Source organism: Pseudomonas idahonensis (genome assembly GCF_037903935.1).
Lineage (GTDB): Bacteria > Pseudomonadota > Gammaproteobacteria > Pseudomonadales > Pseudomonadaceae > Aquipseudomonas > Aquipseudomonas danubii.
The window spans coordinates 5,651,694-5,671,596 of sequence record NZ_CP149586.1; the positions used below are offsets into that span (position 1 = coordinate 5,651,694).

Here is a 19,903-nt window from a genome sequence, read left to right on the forward strand (position 1 = left end):
CCCACTGCCTTACACTGCGCGCCTATGACTAACATCCCCGTTACCCCCATCCCCGAACCGGCCATCAGTTGCTCGACCTGCGCCGCTTGCTGCTGCCAGCTGGAAGTGATGCTGATCACTGACACCGGGGTGCCCGAGCGCTTTATAGAAACCGATGACTGGGGGGGCGAAGTCATGCGCCGCCTGGACGACGGCTGGTGCGCAGCAGTGGATCGCAACAGCATGCGCTGCACTATCTATGAGCTGCGGCCGCTGATCTGCCGCGAGTTCGAACTGGGAGAAGCGGACTGCCTGAGCGAACGCCGGGGAATCGCCACGGCATATCGCTGAACCGCTTTTTTCACGACTCGAAACGCTGAACGCTACCAGGACTTTTCCACAGCAGAGGAAGCACCTGGGCAAAGTGCGTGACATCGCCACTGGTCCAGAAGCGCGCCTCACGGGCGACTCCTCGCGCACGCAGGTCACTCTCGTCTAGCAGGCGCTGCAACTGCCGGGCAACCGCCGCACCGGTGTCGATCAGGCTGATGTGGGCAGGCAGCATCTGCGCCAGCACCGGCTTGAGAAACGGGTAATGGGTGCAGCCCAGGATGATGGTGTCGCAACCGGCGGCCAGCAGCGGTTCGACATAGCCCTGCAACAGCTGGCACAGGGCGCTGCTGTTGAGGTCGCCGTTTTCGATCATTTCCACCAAGCCGGGGCAGGGCTGGGTGACCACCTTCACATCAGCGGCAAAGCGATCGAGCAAGGCGGCGAACTTGGCGCTCTGCAAGGTGCCGGTGGTCGCCAGCACACCGACCACGCCGCTGCGGGTCGCGGCCGCTGCTGGCTTGACCGCAGGTTCCATGCCGACGATGGGCCAGTCCGGGAAGTCCCGGCGCAGCTCGGCCACCGCAGCCACGGTCGCCGTGTTACAGGCCAGTACCAGCGCCTTGGCGCCCTGCTCGCGGAAAAAGCGCGCCATCAGAGCACAACGCTGGCGAATGAACTCGGGGGTCTTTTCACCATAGGGGATATAACCGCAGTCCCCCAGGTAGAGCAGCGACTCTTGAGGCAGCAGTTGCTGTATTTCCGCCAGCACCGAGAGGCCGCCGACACCGGAATCGAAGACTGCTACCGGAGCCTCACCCATGGCGACTACCACAAACGGTGCAGCCCGGATCGCGCTTGACCCGCAGCTCACGGAAACGCGTGCCCAGGGCATCGATCAATAACAATCGACCCACCAGAGGCTCACCAAATCCGGCCAGCAGCTTCAGGGCTTCCAGCGCTTGCAGACTGCCCACGGTGCCCACCAGCGGGCCGAGTACCCCGGCTTCACTGCAGGTCAGCTCGGCTTCGCTGCCATGCCCGTACAAGCAGTGGTAGCAAGGGCTTTCCGGGCGCCGCGGGTCGAACACCGACAACTGCCCTTCCAGGCGAATGGCCGCACCGCTGACCAGAGGCTTGCCGGCAGCCACGCAGGCGGCGTTCACCGCCTCGCGAGTGCCGAAGTTGTCACAGCAATCGAGGACCAGATCCACCGCAGCCACCGCAGCGGCCAAGGTGTCTTCATCCAGTGCCACGGGGTGAGGCACCAGGCGGATTTCCGGATTGAGGGCGGACAGCCGGCGCATGGCCGAGTCCACCTTGCTGACCCCGACACTGGCGCTGTCATGAATGATCTGGCGTTGCAGATTGGTCACATCCACCGTGTCGAAGTCCGCCAGGTGCAGTTCACCGATACCGGCAGCGGCCAGGTACAAGGCTGCGGGGGCACCCAGGCCGCCGAGACCGACGATCAGTACCCGGCTTTGCTTGAGGCGCAGTTGGCCGTCGATATCGACGTGCTGCAACAGAATCTGCCGGCTATAACGCAGCAGCTCCTGATCCGTCAGCACGGCAAGCACCCAAGGCTGATGCGCTCATGCCCACCCAGGTCGACGCGACTGTGGACCTCGATAAAACCCTGGGCCGTCAACAATTCACGCACGGCTGCTGCCTGGTCGTAGCCGTGCTCCAGCATCAGCCAGCCGCCGCCTTCCAGATGTTGCGGAGCCTGGGTGACGATCAGGCGCAGGTCGTCCAGGCCATCCTTGCCCGCCACCAGGGCACTTTCGGGTTCGAACCGCACATCGCCGGCCACCAGATGGGGATCGGCCTCGGCAATATAAGGAGGGTTGCTGACGATCAACTGGAAGCGCTGGGACTCGACGGCGCTGAACCAGTGGCTGCTGAGCACGGTGACGTTGTCCAGTTGCAGGCGCTGGCGGTTGCGCTCGGCCAGGGCCACGGCTTCCAGCACCCGGTCCACGGCCGTAACCTTCCAGGCTGGACGTTCGCTGGCCAAGGCCAGGGCGATGGCGCCGCTGCCGGTCCCCAGGTCGAGGACCTTGGCCGGAGTCGCTGGCAGCAGTTCCAACGCCGCCTCCACCAGCAGCTCCGTGTCGGGACGCGGGATCAGGGTGTGCGGCGCCACTTCAAGATCCAGTTTCCAGAATCCCTGCTGGCCGAGGATGTAGGCCACCGGTTCGCCGGAACGGCGTCGTTGCAGGTATTCAGTGAACAGCAACACGGCCTCGCTGGGCACGATGCGCTCAGGCCAGGTATGGAGAAAACTCCGCGGCTTGCCCAGGGCCGCTGCCAGGAGCAGTTCGGCATCCAGGCGCGGCGTCGGCGAATCGGGTAATTGGGCTGCGCGCAGCAGGCTGGCGATGATGGTCATTTACTCACCCAATGCCGCAAGTTGATCGGCCTGATACTCAGCCAGCAGCGGTTCAATCACGGCCTCGACGCCCCCGGCGAGGATTTCGTCCAGGGAATACAGGGTCAGGTTGATCCGGTGATCGGTGACCCGGCCCTGAGGGAAATTGTAGGTACGAATACGCTCGGAGCGATCCCCCGAGCCCACCAGCAGCTTGCGCTCGCTGGCGATGGCATTGGCCGCGGCGCTGGTCTGCTGGTCGTTGAGCTTGGCCGACAGCCAGGACATGGCCCGGGCCCGGTTCTTGTGCTGGGAGCGCTCTTCCTGGCACTCCACCACGATGCCCGAAGGAATGTGGGTGATGCGGATCGCCGAGTCGGTCTTGTTCACGTGCTGACCGCCGGCGCCCGAAGAGCGGTAGGTATCGATGCGCAGGTCCGCCGGGTTGATCTCGATGGCTTCCTGTTCGTCCGGCTCGGGCAGTACCGCCACGGTGCACGCCGAGGTGTGGATGCGACCCTGTGATTCGGTGGCCGGTACCCGCTGCACACGGTGCGCGCCGGACTCGAACTTGAGCTTGCCGTAGACGTTCTCGCCTTCGACCCGGGCAATGACTTCTTTATAGCCGCCGTGCTCACCCTCGTTTTCCGAGAGGATCTCCAGCCGCCAGCCACGCCGCTCGGCGTAGCGCGAATACATGCGGAACAGGTCGCCGGAAAAGATCGCCGCTTCGTCACCGCCGGTGCCGGCGCGGATTTCCAGGAACACGTTACGCCCGTCGTTGGGGTCCTTGGGCAGCAGCATGCGTTGCAAGGCGCTTTCCAGTTCGGCCAATTGCTCCTTGGCCTCGCGCACTTCCTCGGCGGCCATTTCCCGCAGGTCCGGGTCATTGTCCTTGAGCAGCGCCTGGGCACCCTCGAGGTCGGCCTGGACCTTGAGCACCTGTTTGTAGGAGGCGACGATCGGCTCGACTTCCGCGTATTCCTTGGAATAGGCGCGGAACTTGGCCTGATCGGAAATGACCTCAGCATCGCCGAGCAAGGCGGTCAGTTCCTCGAAACGATCCTGGAGAATGTCCAGCTTACTGAGCAGTGACGCTTTCATTACGGGGTTTTATCCGATGAGCCCTCACCGAGGGCAAAGAGTTCTTGAGCCATGGCCAACGCATCGAGGCGGCCTTCGGCGGACAGCTTTTTCAGCTGCACGCTCGGCGCGTGCAGCAGTTTGTTGGTCAGGCCACGGGCCAGTTGGGCCAGTACATCCTCGGCGCTGGAGCCATTGCTCAGCAGGCGCAGAGCCTTCTGCAGTTCTTCATCACGCAGGCGCTCGCTCTGCTGACGATAGGCCTTGAGCACATCAACCGCCGCCAATTCACGCAGGCGCACCATGAAATCCTCGGCGCCGATGTTCACCAGCTCCTCGGCTGCCTGGGCCGCGCCCTGACGGCTCTTGAGGTTTTCCGCGACCACTTCGTGCAGGTCATCGACGGTGTAGAGGTAAACGTCGTCCAATTCGCCGACTTCAGGTTCGATATCCCGGGGAACGGCGATATCCACCATGAAAATCGGCTTGTGCTTACGCAGCTTCAGCGCGCTTTCCACTGCGCCCTTGCCAAGGATCGGCAACTGGCTGGCAGTGGAACTGATCACGATATCGCTGTGCACCAGCTCTTGGGGAATGTCCGACAACAGCACCGCGTGGGCGCCGAACTGCTCGGCCAGGAGGCTGGCCCGCTCCAGGGTGCGGTTGGCCACGACGATGCGCTTGACCCCAAGGTCGTGCAGATGGCGGGCCACCAGGGTAATGGTCTCGCCGGCACCGATCAGCAACGCCTGACTGCGCTGCAGATCGCTGAAAATCTGTTTCGCCAGGCTCACCGCAGCAAAGGCCACGGACACCGGGTTCTCACCAATGGCGGTATCGGTGCGTACTTGCTTGGCGGCACTGAAGGTAGCCTGGAACAGCCGGCCCAGCAGTGGGCCGACGGTGCCGGCCTCACGGGCCACGGCGTAGGCGGACTTCATCTGCCCGAGAATCTGCGGCTCGCCCAGCACCAGCGAATCCAGCCCCGACGCCACCCGCATCATGTGACGAACTGCCGCATCATCTTCATGCACATAGGCACTGGCACGAAGCTCGTCTAGGCTCAGGTGGTGATATTCCGCCAGCCAGCGCAGCACCACATCCGCAGAAAGATGATCCTGTTCTACATAAAGCTCACTGCGATTGCAGGTGGAGAGGATCGCAGCTTCGCGGCTGTCGGTGAGTCGGCAGAGCTGCTGCAAGGCCTCAACCAACTGCTCAGGGGTAAAGGCCACGCGCTCGCGGACGTCTACAGAAGCAGTCTTATGGTTAATACCGAGTGCAAGGAAGGCCATTCAAGGTCGCTGATGATGTCGAGAAGCCGGCAATTGTCCTACTTCGACCGACGCAGAACAACTACCGCCGACTATTGTCCTAATAGACTGCCTCTGTTCTGGCATCCCGTTGAGTCTCGGTTATGTTTGACCGAAGGCTTGTGTCATGATGATCCGACCGCAGGTTAGTCGCCCTCTTCCTATATGAATAGATCTTCCGCGTTGCTCCTCGCCTTTGTCTTCCTCAGTGGTTGCCAGTCACTGGCCCCCGTTTCATCGGACGCTACGTCGCCGGTGGAAGACAGCACCCCCGCCCCTGAAAAGCCCAAGGTCTATTCATCGTTCAGCGAAGACACCATCTTCAGCCTGCTGAGCGCTGAACTGGCGGGCCAGCGCAATCGTTTCGACATTGCCCTGGACAACTACGTGACCCAGGCCATCAACACCCAGGATCCGGGCATCTCCGAGCGCGCCTTTCGCATTGCCGAGTACCTGGGAGCCGACCAGGCAGCCCTGGACACTTCGCTGATCTGGGCCAAGAACGCTCCAGACGATCTGGAAGCACAACGGGCTGCCGCCATCCAGCTGGCCCGCGCCGGTCGTTATGACGACTCCATGCTCTATATGGAGAAAGTTCTGCAGGGCAAGGGCGACACCCATTTCGACTTTCTTGCGCTGTCGGCTGCCGATACCGACCAGGACACCCGCAATGGCCTGATGAAAAGCTTCGATCGCCTGCTGCAGAAGCACCCGCACAACAGTCAACTGATCTTCGGCAAGGCCCTGTTGATGCAGCAGGATGGCGACGCCAAGGATGCCCTGAGCTTGCTGGAGCAGAATCCGCCGGAAGACGGCGAGGTGGCGCCGCTGCTGTTGCGCGCCCGTCTGCTGCAGAGCCTGAACCGCGGCAAGGAAGCCCTGCCGCTGCTGGAAAAAAGCATCCGCAAATACCCGGACGACAAGCGTCTGCGCCTGACCTACGCCCGCATGCTGGTGGAACAGGACCGCATGGAGGACGCCAAGACCCAGTTCTCCAGCCTGGTCCAGCAGTACCCGGAAGACGATGAACTGCGCTATTCACTGGCGCTGGTGTGCCTGGAGGCCAAGGCCTGGGAAGAGGCCAAGGGTTACCTGGAAGACCTGATCGCCCGGGAAAGCCACGAAGACTCCGCACACCTGAACCTGGGACGAATCGCCGAAGAACTCAATGACCCGCAAGGGGCCCTGATCGAATACGCCCAGGTCGGACCGGGTAACGATTACCTGCCAGCGCAACTGCGTCAGGCCGATATCCTGATGAACAATGGCCGTACCGACGAGGCGCAAAAGCGCCTGGTGGCAGCCCGCGATGCCCAGCCCGACTACGCCATCCAGCTGTATCTGGTCGAAGTCGAAACCCTGTCGGCGAACAATCAGGGCGATCGCGCCTGGAAAGTTATTCAGCAGGCGCTGCAACAGTATCCCGATGACGTGAACCTGCTCTATACCCGTGCCATGCAGGCGGAAAAACGCAATGACCTGGCACAGCTGGAAAAAGACCTGCGCCTGATCATCCAGCGCGAGCCGGATAACGCCATGGCCTTGAATGCCCTGGGCTACACCTTGTCGGACCGCACGACCCGCTACACCGAAGCCAAGGCACTGATCGAGCAAGCCCACCAACTGACCCCGGAAGACCCGGCGGTGCTGGACAGCCTGGGCTGGGTAAACTTCCGCCTGGGCAACCTCGACGAGGCCGAGCGCCTGCTGCGCCAGGCCCTTGAGCGCTTCCCCGACCAGGAAGTCGCGGCGCATCTGGGCGAAGTGCTGTGGAACAACGGCAAGCAGCGCGAGGCCAAACAGATCTGGAGCAAGTTCATCAAGGATCAGCCCGATAGCCCCGTATTGCGCGACACCATCAAACGCCTGACCGGATCAGAGACTCTTTAAGACTATGTTTTTGCGCCACGTAATTGTTTTCAGCCTTATCGCCCTGCTTGCCGGCTGTGCCGGTTTTGGCGCCCGCGAGTCAGTCCAGGGCCAGGGCAACGCAGCCCAATGGCGTCAGCACAAGGAACTGCTGACCGGCCTCGATGGCTGGCAGATCAACGGCAAAATCGGTATTCGCGCGCCCAAGGATTCCGGCAGCGGCACGCTGTTCTGGCTGCAACGCCAGGACTATTACGACATTCGCCTGTCCGGTCCGCTGGGTCGTGGTGCTGCACGCCTGACCGGTCGCCCCGGCCAGGTCAGCCTGGAAGTGGCCAATCAGGGTCGTTACGAAGCGGCCAGCCCGGAAACTCTGCTTGAAGAGCAGATGGGCTGGAAACTGCCGGTCTCCCACCTGGCCTGGTGGGTTCGCGGTCTGCCTGCCCCAGACAGCAAAAGCCGCCTGACCCTGGATGGCGACAGCCACCTGGCGAGCCTGGAACAGGATGGCTGGCAAGTGGAATACAGCAGTTACTCCGAACAGAACGGCTACTGGCTGCCCGAGCGCATCAAACTGCATGGCAGCAACCTTGACGTCACCCTGGTGATCAAGGAATGGCTGCCACGCAAGCTGGGGCAATGACATGTCCTTGGAAAAGCTGACCCTGCCCTCCCCGGCCAAACTTAATCTGATGCTGCACATTCTGGGTCGCCGTGAAGACGGCTACCACGAGTTGCAGACGCTGTTTCAATTTCTCGACTATGGCGATGAAATCACCTTCGCTCTCCGCGATGACGCAGAGATTCGCCTGCACACCGAGTTCGACGGCGTGCCTCACGACAGCAATCTGATCGTCAAGGCGGCGAAAAAGCTCCAGGAACAGTCCGGCTGCACCCAGGGCATCGATATCTGGATCGACAAGATCCTGCCCATGGGCGGCGGCATCGGCGGCGGCAGTTCCAATGCCGCCACTACCCTGCTGGGCCTCAATCATCTCTGGCAACTGGGCTGGGATGAAGATCGACTGGCTGCATTGGGGCTGACCCTGGGGGCTGACGTTCCAGTTTTCGTACGCGGGCACGCTGCGTTCGCTGAGGGCGTGGGTGAAAAACTCACCCCCGAATACCCCGAAGAACCCTGGTACCTGGTGCTGGTCCCGCAAGTGTCTGTAAGTACAGCAGAAATTTTTTCCGATCCGCTGTTGACACGTGACACTCCGCCCATTAAAGTGCGCCCCGTTCCCAAGGGAAACAGCAGAAATGACTGCCTTACGGTAGTCGCAAGGCGTTATCCAGAAGTACGTAACGCATTGAATTTGCTAGGTAAATTTACCGAAGCAAAACTGACTGGAACTGGAAGTTGTGTGTTTGGGGGCTTCCCAAGCAAAGCTGAAGCTGATAAAGTCTCGGCCCTTCTTACAGAGACCCTTACAGGGTTTGTAGCAAAAGGAAGCAACGTTTCGATGTTGCATCGCAAGCTGCAAGGTCTGCTCTAAAGGAATCGAGTATCAGGTACTCGAAGCAACAGATACAGGGGCGTCGCCAAGCGGTAAGGCAGCAGGTTTTGATCCTGCCATGCGTTGGTTCGAATCCAGCCGCCCCTGCCATTTTCCTTATACTCATCCAGGTATACCCTCAGCCTTCAGGTACTGCGCGTGTCCAAGATGATGGTCTTTACGGGGAACGCTAACCCCGATCTGGCTCGGCGTGTAGTACGTCAGCTGCATATCCCTCTCGGTGACATCTCTGTTGGAAAATTCTCCGACGGCGAAATTACTGCCGAGATCAATGAAAATGTCCGCGGTAAAGACGTCTTCATTATTCAGCCGACTTGCGCTCCGACCAACGATAACCTGATGGAACTCGTCGTGATGGCTGATGCCTTCCGCCGCTCCTCAGCGACTCGTATCACTGCTGTTATTCCTTATTTTGGTTATGCCCGTCAGGATCGCCGTCCGCGTTCCGCACGTGTGGCTATCAGCGCGAAAGTCGTGGCTGACATGCTCACCGTAGTCGGCATCGACCGTGTTCTCACGGTTGATCTGCATGCTGACCAGATTCAGGGTTTCTTCGATATCCCGGTAGATAACATCTACGGCTCCCCGGTTCTGGTGGATGACATCGAAGACCAGCGTTTCGAAAACCTGATGATCGTGTCCCCGGACATTGGCGGCGTCGTGCGTGCACGTGCCGTGGCCAAGTCGCTGGGCGTGGATCTCGGGATCATCGACAAGCGTCGTGAGAAAGCCAATCACTCCGAAGTGATGCATATCATCGGCGACGTCGAAGGACGCACCTGCATTCTGGTCGATGACATGGTCGATACCGCCGGCACCCTGTGCCACGCGGCCAAGGCCCTGAAAGAGCATGGCGCAGCCAAGGTCTTTGCCTACTGCACACACCCTGTGCTGTCGGGTCGAGCCATCGAGAACATTGAAAATTCCGTGCTGGACGAGCTGGTGGTGACCAACACCATCCCGCTGTCCGCTGCAGCACAAGCCTGTGCGCGTATCCGCCAACTGGATATCGCACCGGTAGTTGCCGAGGCGGTCCGCCGCATCAGCAATGAAGAATCGATCAGCGCGATGTTCCGCTAAGGGCTAGTCCCTGGCAAAACATCCCGATGACGAAAAGCGCCCCGTCCCAACCTGTGTTGGGACGGGGCTTTTTTGCCCATATCGCCTTTAGCGCTGGTCGCAAACGCTGGGGCGAGTGTGGTTATTTTGGAGATACAACATGAACGATTTTACTCTGAATGCTGAACTGCGTTCCGACCTGGGGAAAGGTGCGAGCCGCCGCCTGCGTCGTCTCGCAAGCCTGGTTCCAGCTGTAGTTTACGGTGGCGACAAAGCCCCTGAATCCATCAGCATGCTGGCCAAAGAAGTAGCCAAGCTGCTGGAAAACGAAGCTGCCTACAGCCACATCATCGAACTGAACGTTGGTGGCACCAAGCAGAACGTCGTGATCAAGGCCCTGCAACGTCACCCGGCCAAAGGCCACGTGATGCACGCTGACTTCGTTCGCGTAGTTGCTGGTCAGAAACTGACCGCCATGGTTCCAGTGCACCTGATCAACGAAGCTGCACCGATCAAGAAAGGCGGCGAGATCTTCCGCGCAGCCACCGAGATCGAAGTTTCCTGCCTGCCGAAAGACCTGCCTGAGTTCATCGAAGTCGACATGGCTGAGACCGACATCGGCACCGTGATCCACCTGTCCAACCTCACCGCTCCTAAAGGCGTTGAGTTTGTTGCTCTGGCACACGGCAACGACCTGGCAGTCGCCAACGTCTACGCACCACGTGTTGCTTCTGAGAAAGAAGAAGGCGCTGCAGAGTAATTCACTCTGACGCCGGAGTTGAGCGGAATACATCGCGGACTGGAACGTAGCGAGAAAGCGGGCGAGAACGCGAAGTTTGCCGCAAGGCAACCAAGCTTTTGTCGTCCCCTTTCGCCGTAGCACCGGTTGCGGCGATGTTATCCACCACTCCAAAGAAGGGCCCCTATCGTGACTGCCATCAAACTGATCGTTGGCCTGGGTAATCCAGGCGCCGAATACGAACAGACCCGGCATAACGCAGGGGCCCTTTTTGTTGAGCGCATCGCCGAGAAACAAGGTGTCAACCTTGTCGCCGATCGCAAATATTTCGGCCTGACCGGGCGCTTCAGTCACCAGGGTCAGGACATTCGTCTGTTGATTCCCACCACCTACATGAACCGCAGCGGCCAGGCCGTGGCGGCGCTTGCCGGCTTCTTTCGCATCAACCCGGAAGAGATCCTGGTGGCCCACGACGAACTCGACTTGCCACCCGGCGTCGCCAAGCTCAAGACCGGCGGCGGGCATGGCGGGCACAACGGACTGCGGGACATCATCGCGCAGCTCGGCAATCAGAATACCTTTCACCGCCTGCGGCTCGGCATCGGCCACCCGGGTGTTGCCAGTATGGTTTCAAACTTTGTCCTGGGTCGTGCGCCACGCGCCGAACAGGAAAAACTCGATGCCAGCATCGATTTTGCCCTCGGCGTGCTGCCGGATATCTTCGCCGGTGAATGGAACCGCGCGATGAAAAACCTGCACAGCCAGAAGGCCTGACTCTACTCCTCGGGGAATACACCATGGGATTCAATTGCGGCATCGTCGGCCTGCCTAACGTCGGCAAGTCCACCCTGTTCAACGCCCTGACCAAATCCGGGATCGCGGCCGAGAACTTCCCCTTCTGCACCATCGAGCCCAACAGCGGCATCGTGCCGATGCCCGACCCGCGCCTGGACGCCCTGGCGGCGATCGTCGTGCCGGAGCGCGTGCTGCCGACCACCATGGAGTTCGTCGACATCGCCGGCCTGGTCGCCGGTGCCTCGAAAGGTGAAGGCCTGGGTAACAAGTTCCTGGCCAACATCCGCGAAACCGATGCCATCGCCCACGTGGTCCGCTGCTTCGAAGACGACAACGTGATCCACGTGTCCAACAGCGTCGACCCCAAGCGCGACATCGAGATCATCGATCTGGAACTGATCTTTGCCGACCTCGACAGCTGCGAAAAACAGCTGCAGAAAGTCGCCCGCAACGCCAAGGGCGGTGACAAGGATGCCGTGGCCCAGAAAGCCCTGCTGGAGCAGTTGATCGCCCACTTCACCGAAGGCAAGCCGGCTCGCAGCCTGATGAAGGACATGAGCGCCGACGAGAAGCTGATCATCCGCGGCTTCCACCTGCTGACCACCAAGCCGGTGATGTACATCGCCAACGTTGCCGAAGACGGCTTCGAGAACAACCCGCTGCTGGACGTGGTCAAGGCCATCGCCGAAGAAGAAGGCGCGATCGTGGTGCCGGTGTGCAACAAGATCGAAGCGGAAATCGCCGAGCTCGAAGACGGCGAAGAAAAGGACATGTTCCTCGAGGCCCTGGGCCTGGAAGAACCTGGCCTGAACCGGGTGATCCGCGCCGGCTACGAAATGCTCAACCTGCAGACCTACTTCACTGCAGGTGTGAAGGAAGTTCGTGCCTGGACCGTACGTGTCGGCGCCACCGCGCCACAAGCGGCCGCCGTGATCCACACCGACTTCGAAAAAGGCTTCATCCGTGCCGAGGTCATCGCCTACAACGACTTCATCCAGTTCAAGGGTGAAGCCGGTGCCAAGGAAGCCGGTAAATGGCGCCTGGAAGGCAAGGAATACATCGTCAAGGACGGCGACGTGATGCACTTCCGCTTCAACGTGTGATCCCCTTCAGCCCCATTGCCTGGCAATGGGGCTGATTCCCCCGCTACATCCAGCGGCCTCAGAAGTAAGTGGTCGCCCCCGCGAAGAACGCCCGTCCGGGCACGTAGAAGTTGGTCGATCCGTCCCGCAGGTCCTTGTCCATCAGGTTCTGTACCCCACCGTTCAACGTCAGCCATTTGGTCAACGCCAAGTTCGCCGTCAGGTCATAGGTGGTGTAGGACTGCACGAAATCATTGCCCAGACCCCGCTGCTTGCCGACGTGTTGCGCCGACAGCTCGGTGCTCAAACGCTCATTGACCTGCCAGTCCAACGCGCTGAATGCCGACAGTTTGGGTGAGCTGATCAGATCTTCGCCCGTGCTCAGGTTCCGGCTTTCCAGCATGTAGGTGGCGTTGGTCCGCCACGTCACCGAATCACCCAGCGGCACCCGGGCGGAGCCTTCCCAACCACGGGTGCGGGCCTTGTCGACGTTTTCCAGCATGGTCCACCAGCGGCCCTGGTACTGACCCAGCGGGCCGTATTCGATCTTGTCGGTGAAGTCGGTGTGGAAGTAGGTCAGGCCCGCCTCCCAGCCGTCATGATCGAACGACAGGCCGATTTCCTTGTTGGTGCTGGTTTCCGGCATCAGGTTCGGATTGCCGGCCATCCAGCAACTGCCGGTGAGATAACCCAACGGACGCAACGAACCACAACCACGGCCACCGGACTCGGTCGCTGCTCCCGCACTGCCCTCCTTCAGGCTCGGCGCACGAAAGCCCTTGGAAACACCCCCACGCACGGTCCAGTCCGGGTGCGGGTGATAGACCACATAAGCCCGCGGACTGTTGTGGTTGCCGTACTTGTCGCTGTGGTCGAAGCGGTTGCCCAGGGTCAGGGACAGGTTGTCCAGCAGGAACAGTTCATCCTCGATAAAGGCCGCCGAGTAATCGCCCTTCAAGGTCGAGCCGCTAACCGGCGTACCTTGGTAATCCACCGGTACGGTGCCGAGGGTATTGGTGTTGGTCAGTTCTTCACGCTTCCATTGCCCACCCAGCGTCAGGCGCTGATCCACCAGCAGTTCGAAGGGCAGATTGAGACTGCCCTCGACAATCTTCTCCTCGGAGTTGGCTTTGCCCATATCCAGATCGTTGCGGTACTTGTTCAGGTAGGCATCGAGCTTCGTGGTACCAAAACTCCAATCGCCGGTGTGGGACAGGATGTAGCTGTCGCGAGTCAGTCGGCTGGGACCAAAGGCGCCACCAACGGTATCGCCCCAATCACCAAAGGTTTTCTTTGATGCCCAGGAACGCTCAACGCCATGCACCGCCTCGAAGGACAAGCTCTGTTCTTCGTTGATCTGCCAGTCCAGCAGCGCATTTACGCTTTGATTCTTGGAACCGCCTGCACCGTCGTCGTACATGAAATCGCCTTGGGCATCGCGCCGCACCTCGACTTCATCCGCTGCCCGACGCGTGACGTTGGCCCCCAGGCGTAATCCCAGGGACTCGGTCAACGGCCCCGAAGCATTCGCGCTGTACTGAGTGGTCTGGCCGCGATCGGAGTCCTTGGGCACGGTGATGTGGGTGCTGGCCGAACCGGTCCAGGTCCGCGAGACCTTGCGGGTGATGATGTTGATCACCCCGCCCATGGCGTCCGAGCCGTAGAGCGACGACATCGGCCCACGGACGATCTCGATGCGCTCGATCATGTTCGGCGAGATCCAGTTCAAGTCCTGACGCGCCAAGTCACGACGATAACTCAGGTCAGCGGAGCTACCGACACGCTTGCCGTCCACCAGAATCAGCGTGTACTTGTCGTCCAGGCCCCGCAGCTTGATCTTCGACTGCTCGCCCACCGGGCCGAAACCACCGGTCACCCCCGGCACCCGACGCAACAGAGTGTTGAGGTCGTAGACCGGCTGGCGCTCGATTTCCTCACGGGTGATCACGCTGACGCTGGCTGGGGCATCCTTGAGGTCCGTGGCGCCGCCGGTAGCGGTGACAAACGCGGTGTCCAGTTCCAACGGCGCCGGTTTGACCTCTTCTGAGGCCTCGCCGGCCTGCGCCAGCGGAGCCAGCAGGCCGACACCGGCACTGAGCAGAAGCGAATTGAACAGGCAGGAGCTGACTTTCATTACAAACGATCCTTGTCGATTCAGTGCACCTTGGTGGTGCGCCAGGGATAGGGGATCGAAGTGTAATGCTAATAAATATCATTTAGAAATAGGAATGTTTCTTGACCGATACCTTTCGGCCCGTGCCCATGTGCAAACACGGCCCCGCAACCACCCCCGTTCGCGAGCGGTTCCAAGGCCGATGCTTCCAATGCCGAAGGCTCAGCAGATTTCCTCGTACGGCAGGCCCACATAGTTCTCGGCAATGTTCACCAGGCCCGCGTGGGAGTTGAGGAAATACTCGCGGTCGGCCTGCTGCATCTTGTGCTCCCAGGCATCATGGTGCTCGCCGAAATCGTGCAGCAGGTTGGTCATGAACCAGCTGAAACGCTCGCCCTTCCACACCCGGCGCAAGGCCAGTTCGGAGTACTTGTCCAGCAGTTCGGTACGCCCCTCGCGGTAGACCTTGACCAAGATCCGGTACAGGTAACACACATCGGAAGCCGCAAGATTCAGGCCCTTGGCCCCGGTGGGCGGCACGATGTGCGCAGCGTCCCCCACCAGGAACAGCTTGCCGTACTGCATGGGCTCGACCACATAGCTGCGCAGCGGCGCGATGCTTTTCTCCAGCGCCGGCCCGGTGACCAGATCCGCCGCCACCTCCGCCGGCAGACGGGCCTTGAGTTCGCTCCAGAAACGTTCGTCGGACCAGTCTTCGACCTTGTCGCTCAGCGGCACTTGCAGGTAGTAGCGGCTGCGGGTCAGGGAACGCTGGCTGCACAGCACAAAGCCGCGCTCATGCTGGCCATAGATCAGCTCGTGGTTGACCGGCGGGGTATCGGACAGCAGGCCCAGCCAGCCGAAGGGGTACTCGCGCTCGTAGTGGGTCAGTACCTGCTCGGGAATACTCTTGCGCGCCACACCATGAAAACCATCGCAACCGGCGATGTAGTCGCAATCGATGCGGTGCTGCTGGCCGTCCTTTTCATAGGTGATGTAGGGCTGCGCGCCCTTCATGTCGTGGGGCTGCACCCGGTCCGCCGAGTAGATGATCGGTGCCCCGCTGGCAGCGCGGGCTTCCATCAGGTCGCGGGTGACTTCAGTCTGGCCGTAGACCATCACCGTCTTGCCGCCGGTCAGGGCCTTGAGGTCGATGCGCACGCGCTTGCCGCCCATCAACAGCTCCACCCCTTCGTGAACCAGGCCTTCGGCGTCCATGCGCTGCGCCACTCCAGCCTCACGCAACATGTCCACCGTGCCCTGTTCCAGCACCCCGGCGCGGATGCGGCCGAGTACGTATTCCGGGGTCTGGCGCTCGACAATCACTGTGTCGATGCCGGCCTTGTGCAGCAGTTGGCCCAGCAGCAGGCCGGAAGGTCCAGCACCGATAATCGCAACCTGAGTTTTCATTATTGTCGTCTCATTAGGGCATTCCAGTGGGCCGACAGGCGCAGACTGGAATTTATGGTTATTGTTGTACCCCTGCATTTTTGCCGACAGAAACGCGGAAAAATGGTGATAAGCCACGCTAAAAATGCACTTTTGAAAACAACGTTCGATTATCGAGCACTCCAGCCAAGCCCTTGCCAAGGTCGCGTCCGATGAAAGCCAGCCGCTCCAGCATCCCGGTGTTCAAGCTCTATGGGGAAAACCAGGCCTGGCCGACTCCGGACCTGCTGCACTGCGAATCCATCCCCAAGCGCAGCAGCCTGCACCACTGGGAGATCAAGCCACACCGTCACGCCGACCTCTATCAACTGCTCTACGTGCAACGCGGCCAGGCCCTGGTGGAGGTCGAGGGACGGCGCCAGGACGTGCGCGAGGCGACGATCCAGGTGGTGCCGCCGCTGATGGTCCACGGCTTTCAGTTCTCGGAAAACATTCAGGGTTACGTGCTGACCCTGGGCGCGCCCCTGGTAGCCCAGCTGGAAGCACAACTGGGTGCGCCGCTGGCGGTGCTGGCCAGCGCCGGCTGCTACCCCGTGGGCCGCGACCGCCACAGCCTCAACACCCTGTTCAAGGCGCTGATGGATGAATACGAAGGCAGCGCCGCCGCTCGCGATTTGTTGCTGCACTCGCTGGTCAACGTGCTAGTGGTGTGGATCAGTCGCCGCGGCCAGCAGAACACCCCGCCGAGCAATCGCGGCGAGCGCAATCAGCAGCTGTTGGGGCACTTCATCAAGCTGGTGGAGCGCCACTATCAGGAACACCCCACGGTGGAATCCCTGGCCCACCGCATCGGTCTGTCCAGCGTGCACCTCAACACCCTGTGCCGGGAGCTGGCCGGGCAGAGCGCACTGCAGATCCTGCACCAGCGCCTGATGCTGGAAGCCAAGCGCGGCCTGATCTACACCAACATCAGCATCAGCCAGCTGTCGGACAACCTGGGGTTCAGCGACCCCACCTACTTCTCACGCTTCTTCAAGCGCCTCAGTGGCCAGTCGCCCAACGCCTTCCGCCAGAGTGCCGGGCAAGACGCCAACAGCCCCTGAGGCGCCACGAGTTTTGTGCAGGTAGCCGATTTCTCTTAACAAATCTCGCCACGCGCTCGCCGGGGCGGCGGTCCTGCGGGCCGCGCCACATATCCATCCTATTGATTCAAAAAGAAAATATTCGAATAAAAGGTTTGGCACGCTAGTTGAGAAGCTCAGCCGGCGCGCCAGGAGCCACCTCCTGCCAGCGCCCCCCATAACAATAAGGCAGACCTTCTCATGCACCCGACCTCCTCGCGCCTGCGCGCCCTTGCACTCACTTCAAGCCTGCTGTTGACCGCCCACGCCCCCTGGCTCCAAGCCAGCGAAGGCGGCGTTTCCTCCTGGCCCATGGGCATCGAACTCTACGGCATGGGCATCCTGCCGCCGCCCGGCACCTACGCCCAGGTCTTCGTCGGCAACTACCTGGCCGACAGCCTGCGGGACGACGCCGGCCGCCGCACCGCCCGCATCGATTTGCGCGTCACCAGCGTGGTGCCACGCTTTGTCTGGGTCACCGAGCAACAGTTGCTGGGGGCCCAACTCGGTTTCCACGCCCTGCTGCCGCTGAACGACATACGCCTGAACATCCAGAACGGCCCCCACGATCACAAGCGCGGCATCGGTGACGCCCACCTCGGCCCAGTACTGGGCTTTCATCACAGCGACAAATTCCACAGTGCCCTTGGGATCGATTTCGTCCTGCCCAGCGGCGGCGAATACGACAAGAACGACCTGATCAACCTGGGGAACCACTACTACACCGTGCAGGCGGTGTATGCCATGACCTACACCGCCCCCCAGGGGTTCAACGCCGATGTGCGCCTGATGCACGACTACAACTTCGAAAACCGCGCCACCCACTATCAGTCCGGGCGCGAGCTGCACGCCGACTACAGCCTCGGTTGGGGCGTGGGCAATGGCTGGGTGATCGGCGTCGGCGGGCACGCCTATCAGCAGATCAGCGACGACAAGTGCAGCGTCGCCGATTGCACCGCCGCGGCCCAGGTGCAGGCCAGCGACGGCCATCGCGGCCGCTCGTTCTCCATCGGTCCGGCAGTGCAGTTCAGCAGCAAACAGGGCTGGTCGCTGAGCGCCAAATGGCAGGATGAATCGGCGGTGCGCAATCGCGCTGAAGGCCAGACCTACTGGCTGAAATTCACCAGCGCACTCTGAACCGCCGAGTGGCGGGCCAACTCGTGCCCAAGCGCAGGAGAGGGCCCGCTCAGCGGCCCTTGAGGCGATAGCTGACCTGGGCCCGGCTCATGCCGAGCATCTGCGCCGCCGCGGTGATATTGCCCCCGGAGCGCTCCAGGGCCAGACGCACCAGGCGTCGTTCAATCTCTTCCAGCGAAGTGCCCAGGGCCGGCGCCCGCCCGGTGAGAAACGCTTGCAGGCTGGCCAGTTCCGGCTCTTCGACCGGGGCTTCATCTGCCCGGGCCGGGGCCTCGGGCTGGGCCGCTTCCCGTAGCGCCGTTGGCGACAGGCGGCCGTCGGCGTTGAGGCCGATGGCGGCGCCCGCCAGCGGCGTCCCCGCCTCGCTCAGATGCACCACGTCCATGACTTCGCCGTCGCTGGCGGCGATCACGCCCCGCTCGATCAGGTTCTGCAACTCGCGGATATTGCCCGGAAAGCGATAGGTCAGCAGCGCATTCACCAGCCGCGTACTAAAACCCGCCAACTGACGGCCGTGACGCTGGCTGAAGCGGTGCAGGAAGTAACTCATCAACAGCGGAATGTCTTCGCGTCGCTCACGCAGGGGAGGCAGGTGAATGGGAAACACATTCAGGCGATAGAACAGGTCCTCACGAAAGCGTCCGGCTTCCACCTCGCGCCGCAGGTCGAGGTTGGTCGCGGCAATGACCCGCACATCCACCTGCATCGGCTCAGTAGCGCCCACCCGCTCGATCTCGCCTTCCTGCAAGGCACGCAGGATCTTGCTCTGGGCCGAGAGGCTGAGAGTGGCGATCTCATCGAGGAACAGGGTGCCGCCATGGGCCCGCTCAAAACGTCCGGGCCGCGAACGATCGGCGCCGGTAAAGGCCCCCCGCTCCACCCCGAACAGTTCAGCCTCCACCAGGTTTTCCGGCAGGGTCGCGCAGTTCAGCGCCACCAGCGGCTTGTGCCGGCGGGCGCTGGCCTGGTGCAGATGGCGCGCGAACAACTCCTTGCCCACCCCCGACTCCCCGGTCAGCAGCACAGTGGCCTGGGTCGGCGCCACCCGCTGCAACAACTGGCTGGCGGCCACGAACGCCGCCGAGATGCCCACTCGTTGCCCCTCGCCCAACGGCGCCGGCAGCTCGGCGACCTGAGTCTCCTGCCCCGTGGCATAGGCACTGCGGCTGAGAAAATCCCCAGGGTCGAGGTACATCAGGTCGATATCGATGTCGTCCCACTGCTGGGCCGGTTTGCCGACAATCCGGCAGGCCGGCTGGCCCATCGAGCGGCACTCCAGCTCGCGAAACACCACCAGCCGCCCCAACAGCGACGAAGCGTAGCCGCTGGCATAGCCGATCTCCATCCAACAGGCCGGCTCGCCGCCCAGGCCATAGGCGGCGATATGCTCGTCATCCTCCAGCGAGTTGTGCCACAGAAACTCCGAATAGAAATGCCCGATGCTGGAGTCGATCTCGAAGCGCACCACCTCGACATTGACCATGCCTTCAAGCATGTGCAGGCGCGGCCCGGCGCTGTAGAGGCTGGCGTGGTCGCCGTCCGGCCACTGCTCGCTGACCTGGGCCGCGTCCCGGGCGCCGGCCTGCCAGCCGATGCGGGTGATCAGGCCACGGGCTTTGTCCAAGCCCAGGGCTTCGATCAATTCGCGCCGGATGGAGCCAAACGCCGAACCCTGCATCAGCATCATCCGCTGCCCGCACAGCCAGATGCTGCCGTCCTGGGGCGCAAAGGCCACGGTCTCGGCCAGTTGCTCGGCCGAAGGCAGGCCGCTGGCCTCGAACTGGCTGGCGCGATCGACGATCAAGCGCTTTTGCCGCCCCAGCATCTGCTTGAGGAAATCTTCATCCACAGGACGGCCGGGCTGGCTGGAAGGAGAACGGGTCATGGGCAATCAACAGGCAGTTCAGGGGCCTTGCAGTATGCCCCGGCGCTTTTCCGGGTCAATCGCCATCCCCCGTCGCCGTCGGTGCTGCGCAAGTTCTGTCCGATAACCGCACAGTTTC

The 19,903-nt window shown here is 61.6% G+C and carries 18 protein-coding genes and 1 tRNA gene; 11 read left to right on the plus strand and 8 right to left on the minus strand.

All coding sequences use genetic code 11. The features are described 5' to 3' along the window. Positions 1-24 precede the first annotated feature (24 nt). A complete protein-coding gene (locus WIN67_RS25515) occupies positions 25-330 on the plus strand; it encodes a YkgJ family cysteine cluster protein (RefSeq protein WP_339070189.1) in 306 nt (101 codons plus the stop codon). A 10-nt stretch (positions 331-340) separates the two neighbouring features. Here WIN67_RS25515 and murI read toward each other — a convergent pair whose 3' ends face one another. The 5 genes from murI to hemA are packed head-to-tail and all read right to left on the minus strand — an operon-like array spanning position 341 to position 5,061. Further along, complete coding sequence (gene murI, locus WIN67_RS25520) at positions 341-1,132, minus strand: glutamate racemase (protein WP_102880908.1); 792 nt, start codon at positions 1,130-1,132, stop codon at positions 341-343. Further along, positions 1,125-1,880 (minus strand): molybdopterin-synthase adenylyltransferase MoeB, encoded by a 756-nt coding sequence (locus WIN67_RS25525; protein ID WP_102881003.1) that lies wholly within the window; start codon positions 1,878-1,880, stop codon positions 1,125-1,127. The genes murI and WIN67_RS25525 overlap by 8 nt, the downstream gene beginning before the upstream one ends. Beyond that, positions 1,874-2,704 carry a peptide chain release factor N(5)-glutamine methyltransferase gene (prmC, locus tag WIN67_RS25530; protein WP_110596332.1) on the minus strand — a complete coding sequence of 277 codons (831 nt, stop codon included), beginning with the start codon at positions 2,702-2,704 and terminating at the stop codon, positions 1,874-1,876. The genes WIN67_RS25525 and prmC overlap by 7 nt, the downstream gene beginning before the upstream one ends. Continuing rightward, entirely contained in the window at positions 2,705-3,787 is a 1,083-nt protein-coding gene (prfA, locus tag WIN67_RS25535; protein ID WP_102860257.1) for a peptide chain release factor 1, read from the minus strand. Continuing rightward, on the minus strand, positions 3,787-5,061 hold the full coding sequence (gene hemA, locus WIN67_RS25540) for a glutamyl-tRNA reductase (protein ID WP_102880910.1): 1,275 nt from the start codon (positions 5,059-5,061) through the stop codon (positions 3,787-3,789). The genes prfA and hemA overlap by 1 nt, the downstream gene beginning before the upstream one ends. Before the next feature lie 183 nt (positions 5,062-5,244). On the opposite strand from hemA, the gene WIN67_RS25545 reads away from it, so the two are divergent. From WIN67_RS25545 to ychF, 8 genes are all read left to right on the plus strand, one after another. Further along, entirely contained in the window at positions 5,245-6,969 is a 1,725-nt protein-coding gene (locus WIN67_RS25545; protein ID WP_339070191.1) for a tetratricopeptide repeat protein, read from the plus strand. A 4-nt stretch (positions 6,970-6,973) separates the two neighbouring features. After that, positions 6,974-7,591: a lipoprotein insertase outer membrane protein LolB gene (gene lolB, locus WIN67_RS25550; RefSeq protein ID WP_170001508.1), complete on the plus strand. Its 618-nt coding sequence runs from the start codon at positions 6,974-6,976 to the stop codon at positions 7,589-7,591. Between the two features lies 1 nt (position 7,592). Then, positions 7,593-8,444 carry a 4-(cytidine 5'-diphospho)-2-C-methyl-D-erythritol kinase gene (gene ispE / locus WIN67_RS25555; RefSeq protein ID WP_339070192.1) on the plus strand — a complete coding sequence of 284 codons (852 nt, stop codon included), beginning with the start codon at positions 7,593-7,595 and terminating at the stop codon, positions 8,442-8,444. Positions 8,445-8,480: 36 nt separating this feature from the next. After that, positions 8,481-8,555 (plus strand) — tRNA-Gln (locus WIN67_RS25560). A 48-nt stretch (positions 8,556-8,603) separates the two neighbouring features. After that, positions 8,604-9,545, plus strand: coding sequence for a ribose-phosphate pyrophosphokinase (locus WIN67_RS25565; RefSeq protein WP_003171603.1), 942 nt, complete (start codon positions 8,604-8,606; stop codon positions 9,543-9,545). Positions 9,546-9,684: 139 nt separating this feature from the next. Then, positions 9,685-10,284: a 50S ribosomal protein L25/general stress protein Ctc gene (locus WIN67_RS25570; RefSeq protein ID WP_102880913.1), complete on the plus strand. Its 600-nt coding sequence runs from the start codon at positions 9,685-9,687 to the stop codon at positions 10,282-10,284. Positions 10,285-10,452: 168 nt separating this feature from the next. Then, entirely contained in the window at positions 10,453-11,037 is a 585-nt protein-coding gene (gene pth, locus WIN67_RS25575) for an aminoacyl-tRNA hydrolase (RefSeq protein WP_102880914.1), read from the plus strand. Positions 11,038-11,060: 23 nt separating this feature from the next. Continuing rightward, the gene (ychF, locus tag WIN67_RS25580; RefSeq protein ID WP_102880915.1) at positions 11,061-12,161 is read left to right on the plus strand and encodes a redox-regulated ATPase YchF; all 1,101 of its coding nucleotides are present in this window, start codon (positions 11,061-11,063) and stop codon (positions 12,159-12,161) included. Positions 12,162-12,219: 58 nt separating this feature from the next. Here the strand turns inward: ychF and WIN67_RS25585 are convergent, their stop codons facing one another. Further along, a complete protein-coding gene (locus WIN67_RS25585) occupies positions 12,220-14,274 on the minus strand; it encodes a TonB-dependent receptor domain-containing protein (RefSeq protein ID WP_339070193.1) in 2,055 nt (684 codons plus the stop codon). Positions 14,275-14,475: 201 nt separating this feature from the next. Beyond that, positions 14,476-15,663 carry a 4-hydroxybenzoate 3-monooxygenase gene (pobA, locus tag WIN67_RS25590; RefSeq protein ID WP_170001510.1) on the minus strand — a complete coding sequence of 396 codons (1,188 nt, stop codon included), beginning with the start codon at positions 15,661-15,663 and terminating at the stop codon, positions 14,476-14,478. Positions 15,664-15,854: 191 nt separating this feature from the next. Between pobA and WIN67_RS25595 the strand changes: the two genes are divergently transcribed. Next, positions 15,855-16,745 carry a helix-turn-helix domain-containing protein gene (locus WIN67_RS25595; RefSeq protein ID WP_102880918.1) on the plus strand — a complete coding sequence of 297 codons (891 nt, stop codon included), beginning with the start codon at positions 15,855-15,857 and terminating at the stop codon, positions 16,743-16,745. A gap of 219 nt (positions 16,746-16,964) precedes the next feature. Next, a complete protein-coding gene (locus WIN67_RS25600; RefSeq protein ID WP_339070194.1) occupies positions 16,965-17,900 on the plus strand; it encodes a SphA family protein in 936 nt (311 codons plus the stop codon). Between the two features lie 49 nt (positions 17,901-17,949). Here the strand turns inward: WIN67_RS25600 and WIN67_RS25605 are convergent, their stop codons facing one another. Beyond that, entirely contained in the window at positions 17,950-19,785 is a 1,836-nt protein-coding gene (locus WIN67_RS25605; RefSeq protein WP_339070195.1) for a sigma 54-interacting transcriptional regulator, read from the minus strand. Between the last annotated feature and the right edge of the window lie 118 nt (positions 19,786-19,903).

Bases quoted from the DNA above. Each gene is read 5' to 3' on its own strand.
- WIN67_RS25515 (WP_339070189.1), top strand. From the start codon at position 25: ATGACTAACATCCCCGTTACCCCCATCCCCGAACCGGCCATCAGTTGC.
- murI (WP_102880908.1), bottom strand. From the start codon at position 1,132: ATGGGTGAGGCTCCGGTAGCAGTCTTCGATTCCGGTGTCGGCGGCCTC.
- prmC (WP_110596332.1), bottom strand. From the start codon at position 2,704: ATGACCATCATCGCCAGCCTGCTGCGCGCAGCCCAATTACCCGATTCG.
- prfA (WP_102860257.1), bottom strand. From the start codon at position 3,787: ATGAAAGCGTCACTGCTCAGTAAGCTGGACATTCTCCAGGATCGTTTC.
- hemA (WP_102880910.1), bottom strand. From the start codon at position 5,061: ATGGCCTTCCTTGCACTCGGTATTAACCATAAGACTGCTTCTGTAGAC.
- WIN67_RS25545 (WP_339070191.1), top strand. From the start codon at position 5,245: ATGAATAGATCTTCCGCGTTGCTCCTCGCCTTTGTCTTCCTCAGTGGT.
- lolB (WP_170001508.1), top strand. From the start codon at position 6,974: ATGTTTTTGCGCCACGTAATTGTTTTCAGCCTTATCGCCCTGCTTGCC.
- ispE (WP_339070192.1), top strand. From the start codon at position 7,593: ATGTCCTTGGAAAAGCTGACCCTGCCCTCCCCGGCCAAACTTAATCTG.
- WIN67_RS25570 (WP_102880913.1), top strand. From the start codon at position 9,685: ATGAACGATTTTACTCTGAATGCTGAACTGCGTTCCGACCTGGGGAAA.
- ychF (WP_102880915.1), top strand. From the start codon at position 11,061: ATGGGATTCAATTGCGGCATCGTCGGCCTGCCTAACGTCGGCAAGTCC.
- WIN67_RS25585 (WP_339070193.1), bottom strand. From the start codon at position 14,274: ATGAAAGTCAGCTCCTGCCTGTTCAATTCGCTTCTGCTCAGTGCCGGT.
- pobA (WP_170001510.1), bottom strand. From the start codon at position 15,663: ATGAAAACTCAGGTTGCGATTATCGGTGCTGGACCTTCCGGCCTGCTG.
- WIN67_RS25595 (WP_102880918.1), top strand. From the start codon at position 15,855: ATGAAAGCCAGCCGCTCCAGCATCCCGGTGTTCAAGCTCTATGGGGAA.
- WIN67_RS25600 (WP_339070194.1), top strand. From the start codon at position 16,965: ATGCACCCGACCTCCTCGCGCCTGCGCGCCCTTGCACTCACTTCAAGC.
- WIN67_RS25605 (WP_339070195.1), bottom strand. From the start codon at position 19,785: ATGACCCGTTCTCCTTCCAGCCAGCCCGGCCGTCCTGTGGATGAAGAT.